The following is a 21,527-nucleotide window of genomic DNA, read 5'->3' on the forward strand; positions in this document are numbered from 1 at the left end:
AACGTGATGTCTTGGTACTTTGCCATACAAAAATGAGCAATTGTTTAGATATGCAAACAATTGCCACCACGCATATTTGTCCCGCATAAATGAACGGATTGATCAAAAATCACACTTTATAATAGCATGAAAATAGAAGGAAAGCTATTTTTCTTTCCTTCTATCCATCTGTTTGCTATATGCTTTTAAGCTTTACATAAGCTTACTCTTCTTTTTGTAAATATTTTGCTATTTTCTGTAAATGTTCATCATATGTTTTCGAGAAGTGGTTGACACCCTCTTTATCTGCTAAGAAATAGAAATAATCTGTTTGACTTGGGTTCAAGGTAGCCTCAATCGAAGTCTTACCAGCACCAGCTATTGGTCCAGGTGGTAGGCCTTTATTTTTGTAAGTATTATAGGCATTATCGACTTCTAAGTCCTCAAATAGAACACGATCTTTATGATCTCCAAGTGCATATAAAACAGTTGGGTCTGTTTGTAAAGGCATTCCTTCGTTAATACGATTATAGAAGACGCTTGCTATTGTCTCTCGATCTGTTTGAGCAGTAGCTTCCTCCTCCAATAATGAAGCAAACGTTAATAGTTGATGAACTGACATTTGTTTTTCTGCTAAAACATCATGATAGTTCTTAACCACATTATTTGTGGCTGCTATCATCTCTTCTACGATTGCTTGTAAAGATGGTTTTTCTTCAAAGTAAGAATAGGTCGCTGGGTATAAATAGCCCTCTAAGTCATAGCGAATGTTATCTGCTAACACAGCATCTGTTACAAGCTCAGGATAGTTTGCCATCATTTGTTGCACAAATTCGTCACTTGTCACAAGATCCATAAATTCTTTTTGTGTGTATGGTGTTTTCTTTTCAATTACCTTACCAATTTGCTCAAGTGTTAAGCCTTCCGGAACAGTCATCGTAAAGACTGGCTTACGATATACTTTCCCTGTTTTCAAGCTTTCAATGAGTTCATCAAATGTCATTGACTGTGTTAAATCATAATTTCCTGCCTGGAATTGAGATTCATTTTTAAATTTAGCATAGTATTTAAAAACACGTGCATCTTTAATGACACCTTTTTTCTCTAGTAATGTAGAAATGGAGGTTAAACTCGAACCTATTGGTACTTCTACTGCTATTGTTTTTGTTGCATTAGGATCAAGTGGTTTTAATGCACCCTTTACATAGTTGTACCCAAATAATCCAACTACACCTATTATTAGCACGAAAACAACGGCAATAATTGCAACGATTTTTCTCACAACTTTTACCTCAGATTTTCTTTCTTGCATTTTTGAAAACATTTCTTGTTTTTTAGAACCGTTATCCACGGGTTTCCCCCCTATCACTAAACATTATCATACTAGAAATCAACTTTCACGACAAACAGAAATCGACAATTCAGGAGAAATTACATATGTAAAAAATCTGCCAACAATCATTGTTAGCAGATTTTTGAGCTTAAAGAAATCGTTCAAACTATAAAGTATTTAATACTTCCTCAACAAATTCCCACTCTTCATCCGTCTCAATCGGCAACAATTCTTCAATTTGTCCATCGTTTCCAGCAATATATTGTGCAGCAAATATATCTCGTTCGTCAATAGGTTCATCCGTCGCTTGAACATATAAAACATACGATTTGCCAAATTGTTCAGATGAAAACGTATGAATTACCTCACAAACATGATCTGTCCCGTCTTCCTCTGTCACCGTAATAAGTTGTGGTTCATCTTCCTCAAACTCATCAAGAAGTGTTAACACCACTTCATTAATCATTTCCCACTCCGCATCTGTTTCAACAGGTTGTAAATTTATCATCTCACCACTATTGTCATCATAATCAAATGTCATCGCTGAAAGATCACCTGGGATTTCTTGACCACTCTCATCTAAAATTGAAAATAACACATAGGACTTGTCTTCTGCATCAAATGTAAAGACCACATGGCAGCGTTGTTCCTTCCCATCTTTTCCGATTATCATAAATTCTTGCGTTTCTTCATTCATTCGATTTCCTCCTTTTATGACAGTTTATTGTCATGTTATTGAGTATTTTTTGTTTTCTTAATTAAGCTAGTTACTTTTTAAATGCTTTCATCCTATATCTAGGTAGGATTGGGGATTACCTTTTGAGCAGTTTCACTCTGCTTGCGAGCGGGGCCTGCCTATGTTTGAGCGCTTTCTACTCACTTCCGAGCGGCTACCACCTGTTTATGAGCGCTTACCCTTCACTTCCGAGCGGCTTCAGCCTGTTTATGAGCACTTACCCTTCACTTCCGAGAGGCTTCAGCCTGTTTATGAGCACTTACCCTTCACTTCCGAGAGGCTTCAGCCTGTTTATGAGCGCTTTCTACTCACTTGCGAGCGGCTACAACTAGTTTATGAGCGCTTACCCTTCACTTCCGAGCGGCTACAACTAGTTTATGAGCGCTTACCCTTCACTTCCGAGCGGCTTCAGCCTGTTTATGAGCACTTACCCTTCACTTCCGAGCGGCTACAACTAGTTTATGAGCGCTTTCTACTCACTTGCGAGCGGCTCCTACCTGTTTATGAGCACTTTCTCCTCACTTGCGAGCGGCTACAACTAGTTTATGAGCGCTTACCATTCACTTCCGAGCGGCTACCACCTGTTTATGACCGCTTTCTACTCATTTGCGAGCGAGTCCTGCCAATACATGAGCGCTTATCCTCTATTCTTAAGCGAACCCTGCCAGTTTATAAGCAATCTCATTTATCATTAACAACCTTTCTACTCTCTAAACACAATCGGATTCACATATTTAAGGTTTTCCGCACCCCTATAAAATAGACCCCAATAAAAAAGGAACAAGGACTGCAAGTTGCGATCCTTGTTCCAAGCTTTAAGTAAGAAGATTAGTCTTCGTATTCATCCTCTAAAGCGTTTAAAACGTCCTCTACCATATCCCACTCTGCTTCAGTTTCGATTGGTGTTAATTCACCATCTTCACCATTTTCAGAAGGTACGAATGAAGATACGAAAATTTCAACTGAACCATCTTCATCTTCTTCTGCGCCTACCATTGAGTAAAATACGTATGATTTCCCAAACTCTGGAGATTCATGAACGTGAATCACTTCACAAAGCTGCTCATTTCCGTTCTCGTCAATCACTGTAATGTGTTGAACGTGTAATTCTTCTTCATGGTTATGCTCTTGTGCCATGTATTGTCACCTCATCAATTAATTTTTGCTATCTAAGTAGCCTTGTAAAATCATCACTGCTGCCATTTTATCAATGACCTGCTTACGCTTTTTGCGACTCACGTCCGCCTCGATTAACATACGTTCAGCAGCCATCGTTGTTAGACGTTCATCCCATAATTTGACCGGTAGTGAGAAATGTTCTTCTAATAGCTTTTTATAGTTCTCAGAAGCCTCTCCACGCGGTCCAACCGTATTATTCATGTTTTTCGGAAAACCTACAACAAATTCTGTTATAGTGTATTCCTTTACTAGCTCGGCGATACGTTCAATGCCGAACTCACCATTCGCTTCATCAATTTTTACGGTTTCAATACCTTGGGCGGTCCAACCGAGTGCATCACTTACAGCAACGCCTACGGTTTTTGACCCAACGTCTAATCCCATAATTCTCATTTCTAGTCCTCGTTATTCTTTTTGATATAAAATTTAACAAGCTCTTCTAGAATTTCGTCACGCTCAAGCTTGCGAATTAAATTACGAGCATCCTGATGGCGAGGAATATACGCCGGATCACCAGAAAGTAAGTAACCAACAATCTGATTGATAGGATTATATCCCTTTTCCTCTAATGAAGAATGTACTTTCAACATTACCTGCTTGACTTCCTGTTCCATTGATTCTTCTGGAAAATTAAATTTCATCGTTTGATCAAATGAACTCATGACCAGCACCTCGCTTTCAGAAATAAGGAGATGTGCAAACAAGCTCATCTCCAATTTCTCTTTATTATAACATGTTTTGGTGAATTAATTAAATGGATTTAACATAATCATACACAGAAAGTAGTGCTTCATCAAGTTTTGAAGCATCTTTTGCACCTGCCATCGCCATATCTGGACGACCGCCACCTTTACCACCACATGCTTCTGCGACCATTTTCACAATATTCCCTGCATGGTAATTGCCACCAACTAATTCTTTGGAAACACCTGCACATAGCATTACTTTTTCGCCATCAACAGCGCCAAGTACGATAACTGCTTTTGGCATTTTCGCTTTCAGGTCATCCATCATTTGACGCAGTTGATTGTTATCCTTCGCTTCTACTTTTGTAGATAGAACCGTCACATCTCCAATTGTCTGTGCTGCATCAACAATAGCTCCTGCTTGAGCATTAGCGATTTTTTGCGATAAAGCTTCATTTTCACGTTGTAATTCTTTATAGTCAGCTTGTAATGCCTGAACTTTCGTTACGATATCTTTAGGGTTTGCTTTTAATAATGCAGCTGCTTCATTTAAAAGAGCCTCTTCTTCTTTAACCGCTTCATAAGCAACTTTACCTGTAACAGCTTCAATACGGCGAGTCCCTGCACCAATACCACCTTCTGAAACAATTTTGAAGAAGCCGATTTCAGAAGAACGTTTTACATGAATACCACCACATAGCTCAATAGAATAATCCCCGATTGAAACTACACGAACAACATCACCATATTTTTCACCGAACAATGCCATTGCACCCATTGCTTTCGCTTCATCTATAGCTTTTTCTTCAATAATGACCTCTATATCATCCCACACTTTTTCATTTACAATACGTTCGATTTGTTGTAACTCTTCTTTTGTGACTTGACCAAAGTGTGAGAAGTCAAAACGTAAACGGTCAGGACCTACATAAGAACCAGCTTGGTTAACATGGTCGCCTAACACATCTTTTAATGCACGTTGCATAATATGTGTTGCTGTATGGTTTTTAATAATTAAATTACGGTCATCACGATTTACTACTGCTTGCACTGCATCTTCTACATGCATTTCACCAGATTCAACTACTACAGTATGAAGTGGTTGCCCATTTGGTGCTTTTTGAACATCTTTTACTACAGCAGTAAAGCTATCATTTGAAATTGTACCGCTGTCGGCAATTTGACCGCCCATTTCAGCGTAGAAAGGTGTTTTAGCTAAAATGACTAATGCTTCTTGACCTTCTGAAGCTACTTTGGCAACTTGGCCATTGACGATCATTGCAGCAATTTCAGTATTAGCTGTTAACGTATCATAGCCAACAAATTCACTTGCAACTGTTAAGTTTGCTAATACCTCATTTTGTACTTGCATGGAATCAACATCTTGACGTGCTGCACGAGCGCGCTCACGTTGCTCTTCCATCGCCGCCTCGAAGCCATCATGATCAACTTTCATGCCTACTTCCTCTGCGTATTCCTCTGTTAATTCGATAGGGAAGCCATAAGTATCATATAAACGGAAAGCATCTGCACCTGGAATATAATCATGGCCTGCTGCTTTTTGTGATTCAACTACTTCATTAAAGATAGCAAGACCTCCATCTAATGTTTCATGGAAACGAAGTTCTTCATTTTTAATAACGCGTTGAATAAATTCACATTTTTCCGTTACCTCTGGATAGAAGTCTTCCATAATTTTACCCACAGTTGGCACTAATTCAAACATAAATGGTTTTTCAATACCAATTTGTTTTGCATAACGAACAGCACGACGTAATAAGCGACGAAGTACATAGCCACGGCCTTCGTTTGAAGGAAGTGCTCCATCACCAATTGCGAATGCTACTGTACGAATATGGTCTGCAATCACTTTAAACGGTGTATTAATATCTTCCTCTGAGCCGAAAATTTCATTTAAATCTACTTCGGACGGACGTTTATATTGACGGTTAGCAAATTCCTCGATTTTTTCAATAATTGGCATAAATAAATCTGTATCAAAGTTCGTTGGTACATTTTGAACAACGGATACAATACGCTCTAAGCCCATACCTGTATCAATATTTTGTTTTGGTAGTGGCGTGTAAGTGCCATCAGGATTATGGTTAAATTGAGAAAACACAAGGTTCCAAATTTCAAGATAACGTTCATTCTCCCCACCTGGGTACATCTCAGGGTCATTTTCATCTGAGCCGTATTCTACGCCACGATCATAAAAAATCTCTGAGTTCGGACCAGATGGACCTTCTCCGATATCCCAGAAGTTCCCTTCTAAACGAATTAAACGTTCTTCTGGAATACCAATTTCATGATGCCACACATCATAAGCTTCTTGATCTTCAGGGTGAATTGTAATCGATAATAATTCTGGATCAAAGCCCATCCACTTCTTATCTGTTAAAAACTCCCATGCATAATGAATAGCCTCTTTTTTGAAGTAGTCACCAATAGAGAAGTTTCCAAGCATTTCAAAGAACGTATGATGACGAGCCGTTTTCCCAACATTCTCAATATCGTTTGTACGAATTGATTTTTGTGCGTTTGTAATACGTGGATTTTCAGGAATGACACGACCATCAAAATACGGTTTAAGTGTCGCAACACCAGAGTTAATCCAAAGTAATGATGGATCATTTATTGGCACAAGAGGTGCTGATGGCTCATGATGATGCCCCTTTTCTTTAAAAAATTCCAAATACATTCGGCGAATATCTACTGCTTTCATTGGATAAATTCCTCCTATTTTTTATATTGTAAAATCACGATATGAATCCTGCAATCTACATGAATTACACCTTTAAGGTTCTACCGAAGAAAATAAAAAAAGCCCTCATCCCCAAAAAAGGGACGAGGACTTGTCATTTGTCTCGCGGTACCACCCTAGTTGTAAGTAAACGCTCTTACTTACCTCTTTAGCACTTGTAACGTCAGTGAACGGCAGGGATTAGCTGCACTCTGGAGTAGCTTTCGGCATTTGCTGTTGTGAGGATTTTTTCAGCCTAGAAATCCCTTTCTTTTCACATACAAATACGTACTGTCTCCATCATCGTTTTTACTTTTTCTATCGAAAATTATAAAAAAAATTTGTTGTGCTGTCAATTAGTACTAGTATAACAAACGATAGCTATGCAATCATTTTTTTGAAGTAGACCCACATGCCCCATGTAAATAACACTAAGAAGGCACTGATCGTAATTGTTGTAATCGGCGAGTCTTGATAAGGTAAAGGTACATTCATACCAAAAAAGCTAGTAATCACAGAAAGTGGTAACATAATCGTCGAGATTACAGTTAATAAGTTTAGTTTTTCAATAGATTTCCCACTAATAATTGAAAAATACGTATCTAGCGTACTGTTGACTAAATCACGATAGGTCTCCGTAGAATCAACAAGACGTTCTAAATGGTCATTTAAATCTTTATAGAATGGAATATTATCTTCTTGAATGTCAAATTTCCATTGACCATTCATAGTTGAAAAAATTCTTCTTTGCGGCATAATAGCTTGGCGAATTAAAATAATGTTCCGCTTCAGCGCAAGAAATTCCTCGGTAACGACTTTTGGTTGATAATCATAAATTTCCTCTTCCAGTTCATCAATGCGTGCTCGGATGCGCTCTAATACCGGAAAATACTCATCTGTAATTCCATCAATAATCGTATGCAGTAAAAAATCAGTGCCTTTTTCCATATACGTTGAACTATTGAAGCAAACCTTTTCCATATGACCAAGCCATTGTAATTTCTGTTTATGAACAGTGACTACATAATTTGGCCCCATAAAAATATTTAACTCAACAGTTGTAATTTCATTGTTACTTTTTTCATTGTAGATAGGCGCATGGAAAACAAAAAATTTATAATCACCATAGTTATCCATTTTAGGACGTGATCCTTCATGTAAGCAATCTTCCACTGCTAGTGGATGAAAGCCAAAGACATCTGCTATATTATTTAATTCATTATATCGATAAGCATATAAATCCACCCATAATAAATCTCCGTTAGGAATAGGAAGTTGTATATCAAGCATATTGAAATCATGTTGCACTGTCTTACTATTGCTTTCATAATAGTGAATTTTAATCATTATACTTCACCTCGTGTTTCGTTATGAGAAAGTAACAAAAGGTAATCAAACTTACCTTTTGTCTGCGTCGGTGATCAGAAATTGACGACTTTTTAATTGTTGCTGTTTACCTAAATAGTACTTATTCGGCTCAGGACTACTATCCATTTCTCATCACCTTCCTTTCATAACAAAAACACGCCTTCTACGAATGAAGGCGTGTTGAATACACATATCAAAAAAATAGCAATAAAAAACATTGCATGCTTGTTACCTTCAAACGTTGAGTTTTAGCACTATGCGGCATAGGATTATGTCCAGCTACGTTAAAAAACACCTTATTTCGATGATTTCTGTTGACCCATTGGCGTCTCTCGACATTTTTGGGTAGTAGCGTATCTCCAGCATAGGAGCCTCACCTAACGAAGGGAGTTTATTCTTTTATTCCTACAAATCATAGCGGATACAATCACAACTGTCAAACAATTAATCAATCACTCTTCAAGAAATCTTCCACTCTCTGAACGAAATACTCCCGATGATAAGACTGATAGAGCAGGCTAGTTAAACGTACAGGGTCACCAAAGAAAAAGCGTTCATAAAGTGTTTGTCTTGTGCCAAAACTACTCATCGTTAAATCCCAAGCCAAACGGAACTTTTTTACTCGCTCTTCGCCTGTATCTCGGATTGATTGTAAGTAGTGATCAAGATCACCGTCATCTGTTGCAAATGCTTTTGCACTTGGTATAGACATTAAACCGCTTGCCCCAAGTAGCTGGACAATATCTGTGAAGGTTGGATACACTTTCGGGAAAATTTGAATCGCGACCTGTAGCGTGGATAGGTCAGGTCGTATAAAGCCAAACAAATCTCTCTGTGCCTCTATTTCTGATTTTAATTGTAATGCTTTCATCGTTTCTAAAGCCACAATGACATCCACCACTTTTTGATGTACATGTTGGTATTCTCCAATATTAATTGTATCCACAATTGATTGTATGACCCCTAGGATAAACTCCGTCTTGGCAATTTGACGAGACAGTACTTGATGCAAGCCATAGGCCTGGAATCCACTCACATTCATAAATTGATTAGCAACGTCGACATTTTCATAGTAAAAAACACGATCCCATGGGACAACTACATCATCAAATACAACGATCGCATCCATTTCTTCAAAACGAGCACTCAAAGGGTGATCAAAAGTAGAATGTCCGCCTACAAAAGATTGTCGACATAAAAACTTTAAGCCCTTCGTATTACTCGGTATAGAAAAGCCGAAACCTTTTCCTTCATCATAGCCATTTGTAGATAAAACGAGCAATTCATCTGTTATACCACCCTGTGTTGCTAATAATCTTGCCCCTTTAATGACTAAACCTTCACTTGTCTTCTCGGTAATTTTTGCCGCAATCGTAATATCTTCATTTTCATGGTAGTAGCGCTGACGATTCACTTGTGGTTCGATAAAGGTATGTGTCATCGTTATATCATTTTCACGAGCATACTCATAAAACTTTAGTAAATGCTCAGGAAAACAGTTTGGTTTATCTTTTAAAAAATCTGATGCAGAAGCTAGGGCCATTAACGTCGTATTCATATAATCAGGACTTCTTCCTAAAAAACCGTTAGATGCTAAGGCCCATTCCCTTGCAGCTTGGCGTCTTTTCACAAGATCTTCTGGGGTCAAAACCTGAAGAAATGACATGCCGACTCTCTCTTTACTAGTTGGCGATTCGTATGTCATTTTTTCAAGAAGTGCCCTTTGATGTTGTAGATCAAAAAGTTTCGCTTGACTTTGCATAACCCCTTTAAAGGCAGGATGTTCTGACACCTTTCCTGTCACAACTTCTCCATCAATCGAAATATACGTTTTCAAAGCATCAATGCGCTCAATATACTGCTGCCCTGTCATTATTGCCATACTGTCACCCCTATACATTTCCTATGTTTTTGTACTTATCTAGTATATGAAATGTTCAAAAATTAGGTGACGACACAGCTAAGTAGAAAAAACCCGATTAGATACTGTCAGTCTAATCGGGTACATGTTCTTATTGATCGAGGTAACTACTTTAGTCATCCAAAAAATCATACGGAGAGATATCCTCCATACCAATCATCGGATGAATATAAGGTGCTGTTTCTGCCGTTAGCTTTTGTTCATTGGATAGCTCTTTACTCTCTTCTTCTTCCACTGAGACTGCATCGACTTCAATAATCTCATCATTCAGATCCATTGGGTTGAGTCTAGCTCGTAAGGAAGTGAATCGCTGTAGATCGTCCGTACGCTGTAAGCCATCTGCCAGCACATCAGGTTCGCCACAAAGTATCAAGAAATTTTTTGCACGTGTAATGCCTGTGTATAAAAGGTTACGACGCAACATTTTTGAATATCCTCTGACAACAGGCATAATAACGGTTTGAAACTCAGAGCCTTGTGATTTATGGATTGAACAACAATAGGCTAATGTCAATTGATTTAAATCACTACGTTGATAGGTTACTTCAATACCATCAAAGGAAACGACTAGTAAATCTTGCTTTTCTATTGTTTCCTTCGCCTTAATAATACTTATGACTTCCCCCATATCACCATTAAAAACATTACTTTCAGGTTGATTGACTAGCTGCAGGACTTTATCCTTTATCCTATAGGTGACATCGCCGAAGACAAGCTCTTTTCGAGTACCCGTATCATTTGGATTGATGAGCTCTTGTATCATTTTGTTTAAATTATCAATGCCAGCAGGTCCTTTATACATGGGGGCTAGCACTTGAATATTACGAATTTCTTGACCTTTTGCCACCGCACTTTTTACAACTTGCGTAACGACATTCGCAACCTGATCAGCTGAAGCCTTAATAAATGAACGATCTGATGTTTTGGCTGTAAGATCATTGGGAATGGTTCCTTTTTTTATTTGATGGGCAAGTTCAATAATCGTAGAACCTTCAGCTTGCCTGTAGACATCAGTTAATTCAACCGTCGGCAATTGCTTGGATGCTAATAAATCCTTTAACACCTGTCCTGGACCTACGGGTGGAAGCTGATCCTGGTCACCAACAAAGACAACCTGAACATCTTCATGTAATGCTTTTAATAACTGATGAGCAAGCCATGTATCCACCATGGACATTTCGTCCACAATAATCAGCTTGCCAGTCACCTCACGCTCTGTCTCTTCTTCTTTTTCTTGCCCTGTAAAGCCAAGTAGTCGATGAATAGTCATTGCAGGAAGTTCAGTCGATTCAGCTAATCGTTTAGCAGCACGTCCAGTTGGTGCACAAAGAATGATTGGAAAAGGCTCCTCTTTTTGCGCATATTCTTTTGGGTTTAATGATAAGCCATGCAGCTTTGCATATACTTCAACGACTCCACGGACAACAGTCGTTTTCCCAGTCCCAGGGCCGCCCGTTAAAATCATGACCGCTGAATTTAAGGCTTGCTCAATAGCATTGGCCTGTGTTTCGGCATAGGTAACATTAAGTAACTCCTCTGTTTCACCAATAGCTTTACGAATTTCATCTTTACTAAAATGCTCCGCCTTATTATTTCGTTCAATGAGCGAAACAATTTTCGATGCAATGCCTACCTCAGAAAAATAAAGTGATGGTAAATATAACCGAGTTTCTTCACCACAAATTTTTCCCTCTTCACGCAGTTCGATACACGCTTTAGAAATGTCTTCAAATGGGATCTCCTGTCGTTGGCTTTGTTCAAGCATATCCTTAACGAGGGGCAAAACATCTTCAGCATCAAGATATACATGTCCATCCGATAATGCAGCCGTATTTAAAACATGGAAAATCGCTGCTTTGACACGATCAGGATGTTTGCCAGTAATGCCTAATTTCGCACCTAATTCGTCAGCTCGAAAGAAACCAACCCCCTCAACATCTTCAATCAAACGGTATGGATTTTCTGTTAATAATTCAATTGTTTCAGTTCGATAGGTTTGATAAATTTTCATCCCGAGCTGTGGTCCAAAGCCCCACTCATTTAACTGAATCATCACTCGTTCTAAGCCTAAGTTTTGCTCAATGGTGCGATGAATCACTTCTTTTTTTTCAGTAGATAGCCGTGGTACAGCATCGAGCGCGCTAGGATCTTCCAAAATAACACGGAGTGCATTAGCTCCTAATTTTTCAACAATCGTTTCAGCCGTTTTTTTCCCAATTCCTACGAATAAATCACTGGATAAGTAATGTATAATGCCTTGTTCGGTTGCAGGTACCTCTTTTGTAAAAGTCTCAATTTGAAATTGAGCTCCATATTTAGGATGTTGCTTTAAAATCCCTGTAAAACGATATTGCTCATCCATTTGTAGCGGTGGAAAATAACCAACAACGATAATCTCTTTATCTTCATATTGTAAGTTTGTCTCTTGAATTTTCACACGTACAATCGAATACATATTTTGTGCATTATGAAAAATGGAGACGATTGGACGTCCGAGTATAAAAAATTTATTGAGCTCGAATAAATCTAAATGATCTGTCATGTTCGGATCGTCCTTTCTTAATTGTTTTCAATCTTTTTATTTTACCATAGCCTAGGAAAAATATCGTAGAGAAAAATGTTTTCCTCTCTTTATTTTTACATTATTTTGACAAATGACAATTCTCCGCCTTTTACTATCGTTCCATGCTATGATGAATATGAATTAGTAGCACGGAAGGATTGTGAAGTCATTGGAATTTAGACCTTGCATCGATTTACATGAAGGCAAAGTAAAACAAATTGTCGGGAGCACTCTAGGGTATACGGATCAAGCCGTCGTAGAAAATTATATTTCTAATCATGATGCTAGCTACTTTGCTCAACTGTTTGCAAAAGATCAGTTGACGGGTGGTCACGTCATCATGCTTGGTTCAGGAAATGAAGAAGCCGCTTTAGCTGCTTTAGCTGCCTACCCCCAAGGCTTACAAATTGGTGGTGGCATTACAGCTGAAAATGCACAAAAATTTATAGATGCAGGGGCTTCACATGTCATTGTCACATCCTATATTTTTCATGATGGTCAGCTAGATTTAGTACGTTTAAAACATTTAAACCAATTAATTGGTAAAGAACGTCTCGTCATTGACCTCAGTTGTAAGATGCGTGATGGAAAGTGGTTTGTCGTAACAGATAAATGGACCAGATTTAGTCATTTCGAAGTCAATGCAACGTCCATAGCCTATATTGAGCAGTTTTGTGATGAACTTTTAATTCACGCTGTTGATGTGGAAGGGAAAAAAGGCGGAATGCAAGAAAGTTTGGTACGGGATTTAGCTGCTTGGACTTCCATCCCAACCACTTACGCTGGCGGTGTTCGTTCAGTTGAAGACTTAGAAAAATTTAACCTATTAGCCAACGGAAAACTGCATGTGACCATCGGAAGTGCCCTCTCTCTTTTTGGCGGAGATTTACCATATACAGATGTAGTGAAATATTGTAAAAAGGACGGGATTTTGTGAAGCTAATTTATAAGGATTTTGTTTTCCCTTTTCAAGAAACGAATTTAGAACGTATCATTGACGGAAAATATTTCAAGGTTAATAAAAAAGACGATTCTCTTGCGATTCACGTACAACTGGATAACGAGCAAATGTTACTAGAGTTTTCAAAATCATTAAAGGCTACATGTGGCTTCTTACGTGATCAAGAGACCGAACCTTATATTGGAACCTATATAGATTTACAAGTTTTTGTAGATGAGTTTAATAAGCGTTATAACTTAAATGCTGAAATAATTAGTTAAAATAAAGGGGCAACTCATTCCCCTTTGTTTAATCCCCACTTCTCATCCTATTAATCCATTCTTGTCTTTCTGAAACCTTTTATTTGTAATGGGAGTTCTATATTGTATAGCATATAAGCGTATTGGAGTATCATCGCCTACTACATTAAAAGCTACATAAACGAACCATCGCACAAATAATAAGTATTTTACTAAGAGAAAGGATTTATGAGGTATGAAAACCGAATTTGAAGTAAACTCTTTAAAGTCATTTCAAACTGAACTCACACGCTTCTTTTTAGCCTATAAATTTGCCCTACAAGAAGTGGAGACGAAAATTAATATCTTACAAGAAGAATTTAAGTTAATACACGAATATAATCCAATTGAGCATATATCGACACGTGTAAAAACACCAAAAAGTATTTTAGCGAAGATGATGAAAAAAGAGCTTCCTCCTTCAATGGAAGCCGTTCGTGAAAACATCCGTGATATAGCAGGGGCTCGGATCACCTGTTCTTTTGTAGAGGATATTTACAAGGTAAGCGCCATGTTACAGGCGCAGCATGACATAGAGGTTGTAGAGGTAAAAGATTATATTGCCCATCCAAAAGAAAATGGTTACCAAAGCTTACATCTCATTATTAAAATCCCGATCTTTATGTCAGACCATATGGAAAAGGTTTATACAGAAATCCAAATTCGTACAATAGCAATGGATTTCTGGGCAAGCTTGGAACATAAAATTTATTATAAATATAACAAAGAAGTACCCGAGCATATACGAATTGAATTAAAAGAAGCCGCCCTACAAGCAGCTGAGTTAGATCGAAAAATGGAACGACTAAATAAAGAAATCAATATTTTAAAAGAAAATGAGACTGAGCCTTCATTGTTAGATAGTACCCCTATCTCTCATTTAGCTAACTATTTAGCAGAATTTCCTAGCAAAAATAAAGAATAAGATGATAAAAATCCACTTGGTGTTCTGCGAGAAAAATAAATCATGTTCCTTCCCGCAGAAGGTCAAGTGGATTTTCCAATTAAACTATGCTTTGGACTTTGTTGCTACAAAGAAAGAGAAAATCAGGGTACAAACTGCAAAAATAAGGGTAGCTATATATACATAGCTTACACCATTTGCAATAGTTTCCTTTAAAAAGCTAATTTCTTCTAGACTAAAGCCACCTTTTGCAAATTCCCCATTTAATTGAATTTCACCTTTGGCCAATGAAGCCATTTTTTCACTCGTTGCAAGGTTAAAAATCATCCCAAATAGAGCTGCGCCCATTGCTTGACTAAATGTATTGGTAAATGAGTTCAAGCCTATAGATATACCAAGTTGCTTTGGATTGGCAACCTTTTGGATTGAAATCATTAACATCGGCATAATAAAGCCCATACCCAATCCAATTAAGGAGGAACCAAAATAGGCACTGAAATCACTGGAGCCTTCAGATAATCTTGCAAGCAATAGTGTACCTATAACAAGCAAAATCGTTCCCATTTGAATAATGCGCTTATTCGTTAAACGTCCAATTAAATAACCAGCCAAAATGGAATTCACCGTCCAGAAAACTGACATCGGTGTTAATATTAAGCCTGCTTGTGTTGCATTTTTTCCAAGAACACTTTGTGCAAATATCGGTATATAAACTGTTACACCAATGACAATAGACATTGCGCTTAATGTTAAGGCATTAATGACCATGAGTCGACCATTTTTAAACAGTGTTAATGGAATAATGGGTTCTTCAGCTCGTAGCTCTACCCAAATAAAAACACCTAAGAATATAGCTGCGATTCCATACATAAGAATTGATTGACTTGATAACCAAGCCTGCGTTTTGCTGTTTTCAATTATGACAAATAACAACGCCACCATACCAATAGTAAATAACATAGCACCGAGGTAATCAATTTTACGCTTTACGGCCTCAAGCTGTTCCTTATAATGTTTAGCTATTAAATAAATAGAAGCTAAGCCGAATGGGATGTTAATGAAAAAGATAAAATGCCATGACACTTGGTCAACGATAAAGCCACCAAATAAAGGACCAACCACGCCAGACACGCCCCATACCATACTTAAATAGCTTTGTCCTTTGGCACGTTCTTTCTCAGATTTAAACAGCTCTCCAACCATCGTTAATGTGATTGGTAAAATGGAACCTGCACCAATCCCTTGGATCGCACGAAACACAATTAATTGCTCCATCGATTGTGCTAAGCCACATAGCATGGAACCCGTTAAAAAAATAATGATTCCGATAATAATCATCCGTTTGCGACCAAATAAATCGGCTAGCTTTCCAAAGATAATGGCGGCAATTGCAGAAGCCAGTAAATAAGCGGAATATATCCAGCTTATTAAGTCAACTCCTAATAAATCAGCGGTAATACTTGGAATGGCTGTACTAACAATGGTACCTTCAATGGCAGCAAGTGCTGTTACAAGTAATAGTGCAGTAAATACTTTATTCATTTTGTCACCTTTTCCTTTCCTGCATGACATACATTACCAAGTTTGAACTGAAAAGAAAAGAGGAAGGGATTATTTTTATGTAATAGATTGACGGTAACACCACCGATTGAGATAAAATACAAAAGCAGCAAGTTGTCAATTCGGCTCTTGCTGCTTAGCATGTATTAGTTAAATCGTTGTGCAATCATATCGTAAATATAACGTGCTTGATCATATTCAGGCTCTAATGTAAATGCTTGTTTCAAATGATACATCGCATCTTCTGTTTGTTCTGTGGACACGGCATACAGTACACCTAAATTATAGTGTGCATCTGCATTATTCCAATCCTGCTCAATTAAAAGATCCAGTTCCTTCTTCCCTTCCTCAAACATTTCTAACGCACATAGCACAATGGCATAGGCTAATCGAATCTGTGTATCTTCGGGAGCAAGCTCCACGGCACGTTGTAAATAAGGCAATGCCAATTTTGAATTTTCCATGCGTTCAAAACATTTGCCCATCATATAATAGACATCCGCGCCTTCAATATGATGCTTTAATGCTTGCTCATAAAGCTTCACTGCTTCATTATAGCGTTCTGCATTGTAATATAGATTGGCTAAACCATAATAAGCTGTAGCCGCTGTTTCATCCACAGTAATGGCCTTCTGAAAGAAACGCTCAGCACGTTCTGTATCTTCGAGCACCGCTAATAGATTCCCAAAATTCACATATCCAATAGCATTTTCTGGCTCTGCTTCAATTGCTTTTGTAAATAATTGTGCAGCATCCTCATAACGTTTTTCTTGAAATGCTTGAATGCCTTGTTCATTAAAATTCATTCGTTCTTCACCTCTTATGTAGCGAAAGACTGCTTCTATGAAGCCAAGAGGCAGTAAAAGCAGTCTTAACGCAAACTATCCAACATATGTTAGTTTTTCATTACCTTTAAAGACTTCGTCAATTGTTCCGCCACCCATACATTCTTCTCCATCATAAAGAACAACTGCTTGTCCAGGAGTGATAGCACGAACAGGCTCAGCAAAAATAATATGAGCACGGCCATCTGGTAAAACTTCAACTTCTACTGGAGTATCAGTTTGACGGTAACGGAATTTTGCTGTACATGAAAATTTCCCAGGCAATTTTTTTGTCGAAGTATAATTCATTTTCACAGCAGTTAAAGATGTAGAGTATGAATACTCGTTGTCAAATCCTTGTCCTACAAGTAGAACATTTCGCTCTAAATCTTTTCCTAATACAAACCATGGCTCACCATCTCCACCAATACCAAGACCATGTCGTTGACCAAGTGTATAGTACATTAAACCATCATGCTGTCCCATCACAACGCCATCCATCGTTTCCATTTTGCCAGGTTGAGCTGGTAAATATTGACTTAAAAATTCTTTGAAATTACGTTCTCCGATAAAGCAAATGCCCGTTGAATCTTTTTTCTTTGCAGTTGCTAATCCTGCTTCTTCTGCAATTTTACGCACTTCTTTTTTCTCAATATCACCAATAGGGAACATGACGTGAGATAATTGCTCCTGTGATAGTTGGTTTAAAAAGTATGTTTGATCCTTATTGTCATCAACACCGCGTAACATTTTGACTTCCCCGTCATCACTGCGGTCAATACGTGCATAGTGACCTGTTGCTAAGTAATCAGCGCCAAGGTTCATGGCATGCTCTAAAAATGCTTTAAATTTAATCTCTTTATTACACATTACATCAGGGTTCGGAGTACGTCCTGCTTTATATTCTTCTAAAAAGTATGTGAAAACTTTATCCCAGTATTGTTTTTCGAAATTAACGGCATAATATGGGATACCTATTTGATTACATACTTTTATTACATCATCATAATCTTCTGTTGCTGTACAAACACCGTTTTCGTCCGTATCATCCCAGTTTTTCATAAAGATCCCGATTACTTCATACCCTTGTTGTTTTAACAAGTATGCAGCCACCGAGGAATCAACCCCACCAGACATGCCGACAACAACGCGAATTTGTGAGGGGTCACGTGTTTCTTTCATTGTGTTCACCTTTTCTTTTATCTATTTACAGTTCGTTCTTCAAAATTTGTAGAACATAACATTCGTTTCGCAAATTATTTTTTAGCTAGTTTTTTCACAATTTGTGCCGTCTTCTCAGCTGCACTTCGAATATCATTTTCCGTTAAATCCTGACCAAAGCTAAATCGAATGGAGTTTCTTAATTCCTCTGAACCTTGTCCAAACATAGCGACTAACACATGTGATGGATCAATTGATCCAGCAGTACATGCCGATCCACTCGATACACAAATTCCTGCTATATCAAGATTTACTAAAAATGATTCTACTTCCATGCCATCAAAACTGATATTTAGAATATGCGGTAATGACTGCTCCTCATTGCCATTCACATGGAACGCTAACTTTTCCTGTGAAAAAACATCAAGCATAATTTGCTTAAAGTGATTGTATAGTGAACGCTTTTCTTCACGCAACTCATTTGCAACTTGTACAGCTTTTGCAAAACCAATAATAGCTGGTATATTTTCAGTACCTGCGCGACGTTTTTTCTCTTGTGCGCCTCCTAAAGCATAACTCGCTAACGGTGTGCCCGTCTTTTGGTAAAGGAATCCAATTCCTTTAGGACCATTGATTTTATGAGCGGATACACTTAATAAATCAACTTGTAATTGGTCTACATCTATCGCCTCTAAGCCATAAGCCTGTACAGCATCTGTATGGAATGTAGCCTTATGATTACGCAATAGCTCACCAATTTCCGCAATAGGCTGAATCGTACCTACCTCATTATTACCATACATAATCGTTACTAAAATGGTATCTTCACGGAGTGCTTTTTGGACATCCTCCACCGCTACACGTCCCATTTGGTCTACTGGTAAATAGGTCACGTCGAAGCCTTCCCGTTCAAGTTTTTCACAAGTATGTAACACCGCATGATGCTCAACTTGAGTTGTAATAATGTGTTTTCCTTCATTCGCACGGGCATAGACAGTCCCAAAGATAGCCGTATTATCAGCTTCCGTACCACCACTTGTTAAAATAATCTCCCCCGCCTGAGCACCAATGGAATTGGCTAATACCTCACGAGCATCGTCCAAATATTTTCGTGCTTCTCGACCTGCTCCATGAATACTTGATGCGTTGCCAAATACTTGCTGCATAGCAGTTGTCATCGCTTCTATGACTTGGCCGTTCATCGGAGATGTGGCTGCATGATCGAGATAGATATATGAATTCATGTTTAAAAAACTCCTTTTTGATAAAAAGCGCTGGAACCCACATTGATTATCATTCGCTTGTCAAAAGCATTCAGCTTGAAGTCCATTACTTCAACCAACATATGATAAGAATGGGGGAGCAGCGCTTTAGCCTAAACATTTTAAATATAGAACATATAGCCTTCTGCTACATTTTCTTCTGTATATTGTGCTAAATCTTCAATTGTTGTTGTATCTAATACATTTTTTACCGCATCACGAATACGAAGCCATAGCTCTCGTTGTGGTGCTTCCTCATTTTCGATACCCTCTACAGGTTGAATCGGCCCTTCTAGTACACTAATAACATGGGCAGCTGAAATTTCGCTAGGTGGATTCGCTAGCATATAACCACCATAAGCACCACGTACACTTTTTACTAAGCCTGAATTACGAAGCGGGGACACTAATTGCTCTAAATATGCTTCAGAAAGCTCTTTTTCCGCAGCAATTTTACGCAATGGAATAGGTCCTTCCCCATAATGCTTTGCTAATTCAATCATAATCGTAAGCCCATAACGGCCCTTTGTTGAAATTTTCATTTTATCACCCTCAATTAGTCTAGTCAAAAATACTACCAACAGTATATCATAATCTCCTCTTGAAGAACTCGGAAATACACCTAGAAGGATATGATATACTAATAAATGCGATTCTTACTCGTTCAAAAATGACCATCAGCGCTTTATTTTAACGTAAAAACATGGTCGAAGCAAAACATGACAACGACTGAAAGGGGGAATTATTATGCACAATGAACCACTCGCTTTTCGAATGCGTCCTTTAACCCTTGATGAGATTGTTGGTCATCAGGATTTCATTGGTCCCAACACAGCCCTTTATAAAATGATTCAAAACGAACATGTACCTTCGATGTTGCTATACGGAGAGCCCGGCATTGGTAAAACATCTATCGCGAATGCTATTGCAGGAAGCTCAAAGCTCCCTTTCTTTGCACTGAATGCAACTCGTGCTGGTAAAAAAGATGTGGAAGATATTGTACAAGAAGCTAGAATTTCCGGAAAAGTACTCCTTTTTTTAGATGAGATTCATCGTTTCAATAAATTACAGCAGGATACTTTATTACCACATGTTGAAAACGGCTCCATTGTATTGATTGGTGCTACAACGGAAAATCCTTACCATGATGTGAATCCAGCTATCCGTTCACGTTGTGGGGAGATTTATCAACTAAAACGGCTAACAAAAGATCATTTAATTGAGCTTATAAAAAAAGCTCTAGCGGATGAAAAACGAGGCCTTGGTAAATATCATTTTGCATTAACTGATGCTCAAATCGAACAAATTGCTGGAGCAGCTAATGGAGATGCACGAAAGGCATTGACTTTACTTGAATCTATTTACTATGCAAGCGATGAGGTGGATGGGCAAGCCATTGCAGCTGACCACATCATTGAGCACCTCATTAGCCGCATTGGTGTTTATGGCGATAAAAAAGGTTCTCATTTTTATAATTTACTATCTGCCTTGCAAAAATCTGTACGAGGTAGTGACACAAATGCCGCTTTATATTATTTAGCGCATTTATTAGAAACAGGTGATTTAGTAGCTGTCTGCAGACGACTCCTTGTTATGGCCTACGAAGACATAGGTTTAGCCAATCCTGAAGTCGGCCCTCATATGTTGGCAGCAGTCCAAGCAGCAGAACGACTCGGATTACCAGAAGCGCGAATACCACTTGCAAGTGCTGTTATTGAAATGTGTTTATCATCCAAATCCAATTCCGCTATTGCTGCAATTGATGCTGCCATAACGGCCATTCATGAAGGGAGAACAGGTGATATTCCACACCATTTACGCGATGCTCATTATGAAGGTGCGAAAGATTTAGGGCATGTCGGCTACCAATACCCACATAACACGCCGATTGGCACTTTTGGCGGTTGGGTGGATCAGCAATATTTACCCGATGAGCTTGTAGGAACAGAATTTTATAAACCGGTGATTGCTGGTGAAGAAAAACGAATGGCAGGCATTTACGAAAAGCTCAAATCATTTCATCAATAAAAGCACAAAAGCAAAGTCACGATTGCTAGTGACTTTGCTTT

18 protein-coding genes, 1 riboswitch and 1 other annotated feature are annotated in these 21,527 nt (G+C 38.3%); of the genes, 4 read left to right on the top strand and 14 right to left on the bottom strand.

Features of this window, described 5'->3' with window-relative positions:
• Nucleotides 1-202: 202 nt before the first annotated feature.
• From mltG to recD2, 9 genes are all read right to left on the bottom strand, one after another.
• A complete protein-coding gene (gene mltG / locus OU989_RS15260) occupies nt 203-1,330 on the bottom strand; it encodes an endolytic transglycosylase MltG (RefSeq protein WP_274793865.1) in 1,128 nt (375 codons plus the stop codon).
• Between the two features lie 148 nt (nt 1,331-1,478).
• A complete protein-coding gene (locus tag OU989_RS15265; RefSeq protein ID WP_274793866.1) occupies nt 1,479-2,009 on the bottom strand; it encodes a DUF1292 domain-containing protein in 531 nt (176 codons plus the stop codon).
• An 867-nt stretch (nt 2,010-2,876) separates the two neighbouring features.
• Nucleotides 2,877-3,185: a DUF1292 domain-containing protein gene (locus tag OU989_RS15270; protein ID WP_274793867.1), complete on the bottom strand. Its 309-nt coding sequence runs from the start codon at nt 3,183-3,185 to the stop codon at nt 2,877-2,879.
• Nucleotides 3,186-3,203: 18 nt separating this feature from the next.
• On the bottom strand, nt 3,204-3,620 hold the full coding sequence (ruvX, locus tag OU989_RS15275; protein ID WP_274793868.1) for a Holliday junction resolvase RuvX: 417 nt from the start codon (nt 3,618-3,620) through the stop codon (nt 3,204-3,206).
• 2 nt (nt 3,621-3,622) lie between these two features.
• Nucleotides 3,623-3,889 carry an IreB family regulatory phosphoprotein gene (locus OU989_RS15280; protein ID WP_004226839.1) on the bottom strand — a complete coding sequence of 89 codons (267 nt, stop codon included), beginning with the start codon at nt 3,887-3,889 and terminating at the stop codon, nt 3,623-3,625.
• A gap of 88 nt (nt 3,890-3,977) precedes the next feature.
• Complete coding sequence (alaS, locus tag OU989_RS15285; RefSeq protein ID WP_274793869.1) at nt 3,978-6,638, bottom strand: alanine--tRNA ligase; 2,661 nt, start codon at nt 6,636-6,638, stop codon at nt 3,978-3,980.
• Between the two features lie 115 nt (nt 6,639-6,753).
• Nucleotides 6,754-6,969 (bottom strand) — a binding site (T-box leader).
• A gap of 68 nt (nt 6,970-7,037) precedes the next feature.
• Complete coding sequence (locus tag OU989_RS15290; RefSeq protein WP_274793870.1) at nt 7,038-8,003, bottom strand: magnesium transporter CorA family protein; 966 nt, start codon at nt 8,001-8,003, stop codon at nt 7,038-7,040.
• Nucleotides 8,004-8,250: 247 nt separating this feature from the next.
• Nucleotides 8,251-8,416, bottom strand: a riboswitch (M-box (ykoK) riboswitch).
• Nucleotides 8,417-8,472: 56 nt separating this feature from the next.
• On the bottom strand, nt 8,473-9,906 hold the full coding sequence (gene hpaB, locus OU989_RS15295; protein WP_274793871.1) for a 4-hydroxyphenylacetate 3-monooxygenase, oxygenase component: 1,434 nt from the start codon (nt 9,904-9,906) through the stop codon (nt 8,473-8,475).
• Nucleotides 9,907-10,057: 151 nt separating this feature from the next.
• A complete protein-coding gene (recD2, locus tag OU989_RS15300) occupies nt 10,058-12,487 on the bottom strand; it encodes an SF1B family DNA helicase RecD2 (RefSeq protein WP_274793872.1) in 2,430 nt (809 codons plus the stop codon).
• Nucleotides 12,488-12,677: 190 nt separating this feature from the next.
• Here recD2 and hisA point away from each other — a divergent pair, with 190 nt between their 5' ends.
• The 3 genes from hisA to OU989_RS15315 all read left to right on the top strand — a co-directional run bounded on the left by hisA (nt 12,678) and on the right by OU989_RS15315 (nt 14,672).
• Nucleotides 12,678-13,445 (top strand): phosphoribosylformimino-5-aminoimidazole carboxamide ribotide isomerase, encoded by a 768-nt coding sequence (gene hisA / locus OU989_RS15305; RefSeq protein ID WP_274793873.1) that lies wholly within the window; start codon nt 12,678-12,680, stop codon nt 13,443-13,445.
• Complete coding sequence (locus OU989_RS15310; RefSeq protein WP_274793874.1) at nt 13,442-13,729, top strand: hypothetical protein; 288 nt, start codon at nt 13,442-13,444, stop codon at nt 13,727-13,729. Before hisA ends, OU989_RS15310 begins: the two co-directional genes overlap by 4 nt.
• A 214-nt stretch (nt 13,730-13,943) precedes the next feature.
• Nucleotides 13,944-14,672, top strand: coding sequence for a GTP pyrophosphokinase (locus tag OU989_RS15315; protein ID WP_274793875.1), 729 nt, complete (start codon nt 13,944-13,946; stop codon nt 14,670-14,672).
• An 84-nt stretch (nt 14,673-14,756) separates the two neighbouring features.
• Here OU989_RS15315 and OU989_RS15320 read toward each other — a convergent pair whose 3' ends face one another.
• The 5 genes from OU989_RS15320 to cymR all read right to left on the bottom strand — a co-directional run bounded on the left by OU989_RS15320 (nt 14,757) and on the right by cymR (nt 20,000).
• Nucleotides 14,757-16,193 (bottom strand): DHA2 family efflux MFS transporter permease subunit, encoded by a 1,437-nt coding sequence (locus OU989_RS15320; RefSeq protein WP_274793876.1) that lies wholly within the window; start codon nt 16,191-16,193, stop codon nt 14,757-14,759.
• A 164-nt stretch (nt 16,194-16,357) separates the two neighbouring features.
• Nucleotides 16,358-17,017 (bottom strand): tetratricopeptide repeat protein, encoded by a 660-nt coding sequence (locus OU989_RS15325; protein WP_274793877.1) that lies wholly within the window; start codon nt 17,015-17,017, stop codon nt 16,358-16,360.
• A gap of 75 nt (nt 17,018-17,092) precedes the next feature.
• Complete coding sequence (gene mnmA / locus OU989_RS15330) at nt 17,093-18,217, bottom strand: tRNA 2-thiouridine(34) synthase MnmA (RefSeq protein WP_274793878.1); 1,125 nt, start codon at nt 18,215-18,217, stop codon at nt 17,093-17,095.
• A gap of 74 nt (nt 18,218-18,291) precedes the next feature.
• Complete coding sequence (locus OU989_RS15335) at nt 18,292-19,440, bottom strand: cysteine desulfurase family protein (protein WP_274793879.1); 1,149 nt, start codon at nt 19,438-19,440, stop codon at nt 18,292-18,294.
• A 140-nt stretch (nt 19,441-19,580) separates the two neighbouring features.
• Nucleotides 19,581-20,000, bottom strand: coding sequence for a cysteine metabolism transcriptional regulator CymR (cymR, locus tag OU989_RS15340; protein WP_008181126.1), 420 nt, complete (start codon nt 19,998-20,000; stop codon nt 19,581-19,583).
• Nucleotides 20,001-20,205: 205 nt separating this feature from the next.
• On the opposite strand from cymR, the gene OU989_RS15345 reads away from it, so the two are divergent.
• Entirely contained in the window at nt 20,206-21,486 is a 1,281-nt protein-coding gene (locus tag OU989_RS15345) for a replication-associated recombination protein A (protein WP_274793880.1), read from the top strand.
• The last annotated feature ends 41 nt before the right edge of the window (nt 21,487-21,527 follow it).

The organism is Lysinibacillus irui, from assembly GCF_028877475.1.
Classification (GTDB): domain Bacteria; phylum Bacillota; class Bacilli; order Bacillales_A; family Planococcaceae; genus Lysinibacillus; species Lysinibacillus irui.

Bases quoted from the DNA above. Each gene is read 5' to 3' on its own strand.
- ruvX (WP_274793868.1), bottom strand. From the start codon at position 3,620: ATGAGAATTATGGGATTAGACGTTGGGTCAAAAACCGTAGGCGTTGCT.
- OU989_RS15320 (WP_274793876.1), bottom strand. From the start codon at position 16,193: ATGAATAAAGTATTTACTGCACTATTACTTGTAACAGCACTTGCTGCC.
- hpaB (WP_274793871.1), bottom strand. From the start codon at position 9,906: ATGGCAATAATGACAGGGCAGCAGTATATTGAGCGCATTGATGCTTTG.
- OU989_RS15290 (WP_274793870.1), bottom strand. From the start codon at position 8,003: ATGATTAAAATTCACTATTATGAAAGCAATAGTAAGACAGTGCAACAT.
- OU989_RS15325 (WP_274793877.1), bottom strand. From the start codon at position 17,017: ATGAATTTTAATGAACAAGGCATTCAAGCATTTCAAGAAAAACGTTAT.
- OU989_RS15315 (WP_274793875.1), top strand. From the start codon at position 13,944: ATGAAAACCGAATTTGAAGTAAACTCTTTAAAGTCATTTCAAACTGAA.
- OU989_RS15345 (WP_274793880.1), top strand. From the start codon at position 20,206: ATGCACAATGAACCACTCGCTTTTCGAATGCGTCCTTTAACCCTTGAT.
- OU989_RS15335 (WP_274793879.1), bottom strand. From the start codon at position 19,440: ATGAATTCATATATCTATCTCGATCATGCAGCCACATCTCCGATGAAC.
- OU989_RS15270 (WP_274793867.1), bottom strand. From the start codon at position 3,185: ATGGCACAAGAGCATAACCATGAAGAAGAATTACACGTTCAACACATT.
- mnmA (WP_274793878.1), bottom strand. From the start codon at position 18,217: ATGAAAGAAACACGTGACCCCTCACAAATTCGCGTTGTTGTCGGCATG.
- OU989_RS15265 (WP_274793866.1), bottom strand. From the start codon at position 2,009: ATGAATGAAGAAACGCAAGAATTTATGATAATCGGAAAAGATGGGAAG.
- OU989_RS15280 (WP_004226839.1), bottom strand. From the start codon at position 3,889: ATGAGTTCATTTGATCAAACGATGAAATTTAATTTTCCAGAAGAATCA.
- cymR (WP_008181126.1), bottom strand. From the start codon at position 20,000: ATGAAAATTTCAACAAAGGGCCGTTATGGGCTTACGATTATGATTGAA.
- alaS (WP_274793869.1), bottom strand. From the start codon at position 6,638: ATGAAAGCAGTAGATATTCGCCGAATGTATTTGGAATTTTTTAAAGAA.
- recD2 (WP_274793872.1), bottom strand. From the start codon at position 12,487: ATGACAGATCATTTAGATTTATTCGAGCTCAATAAATTTTTTATACTC.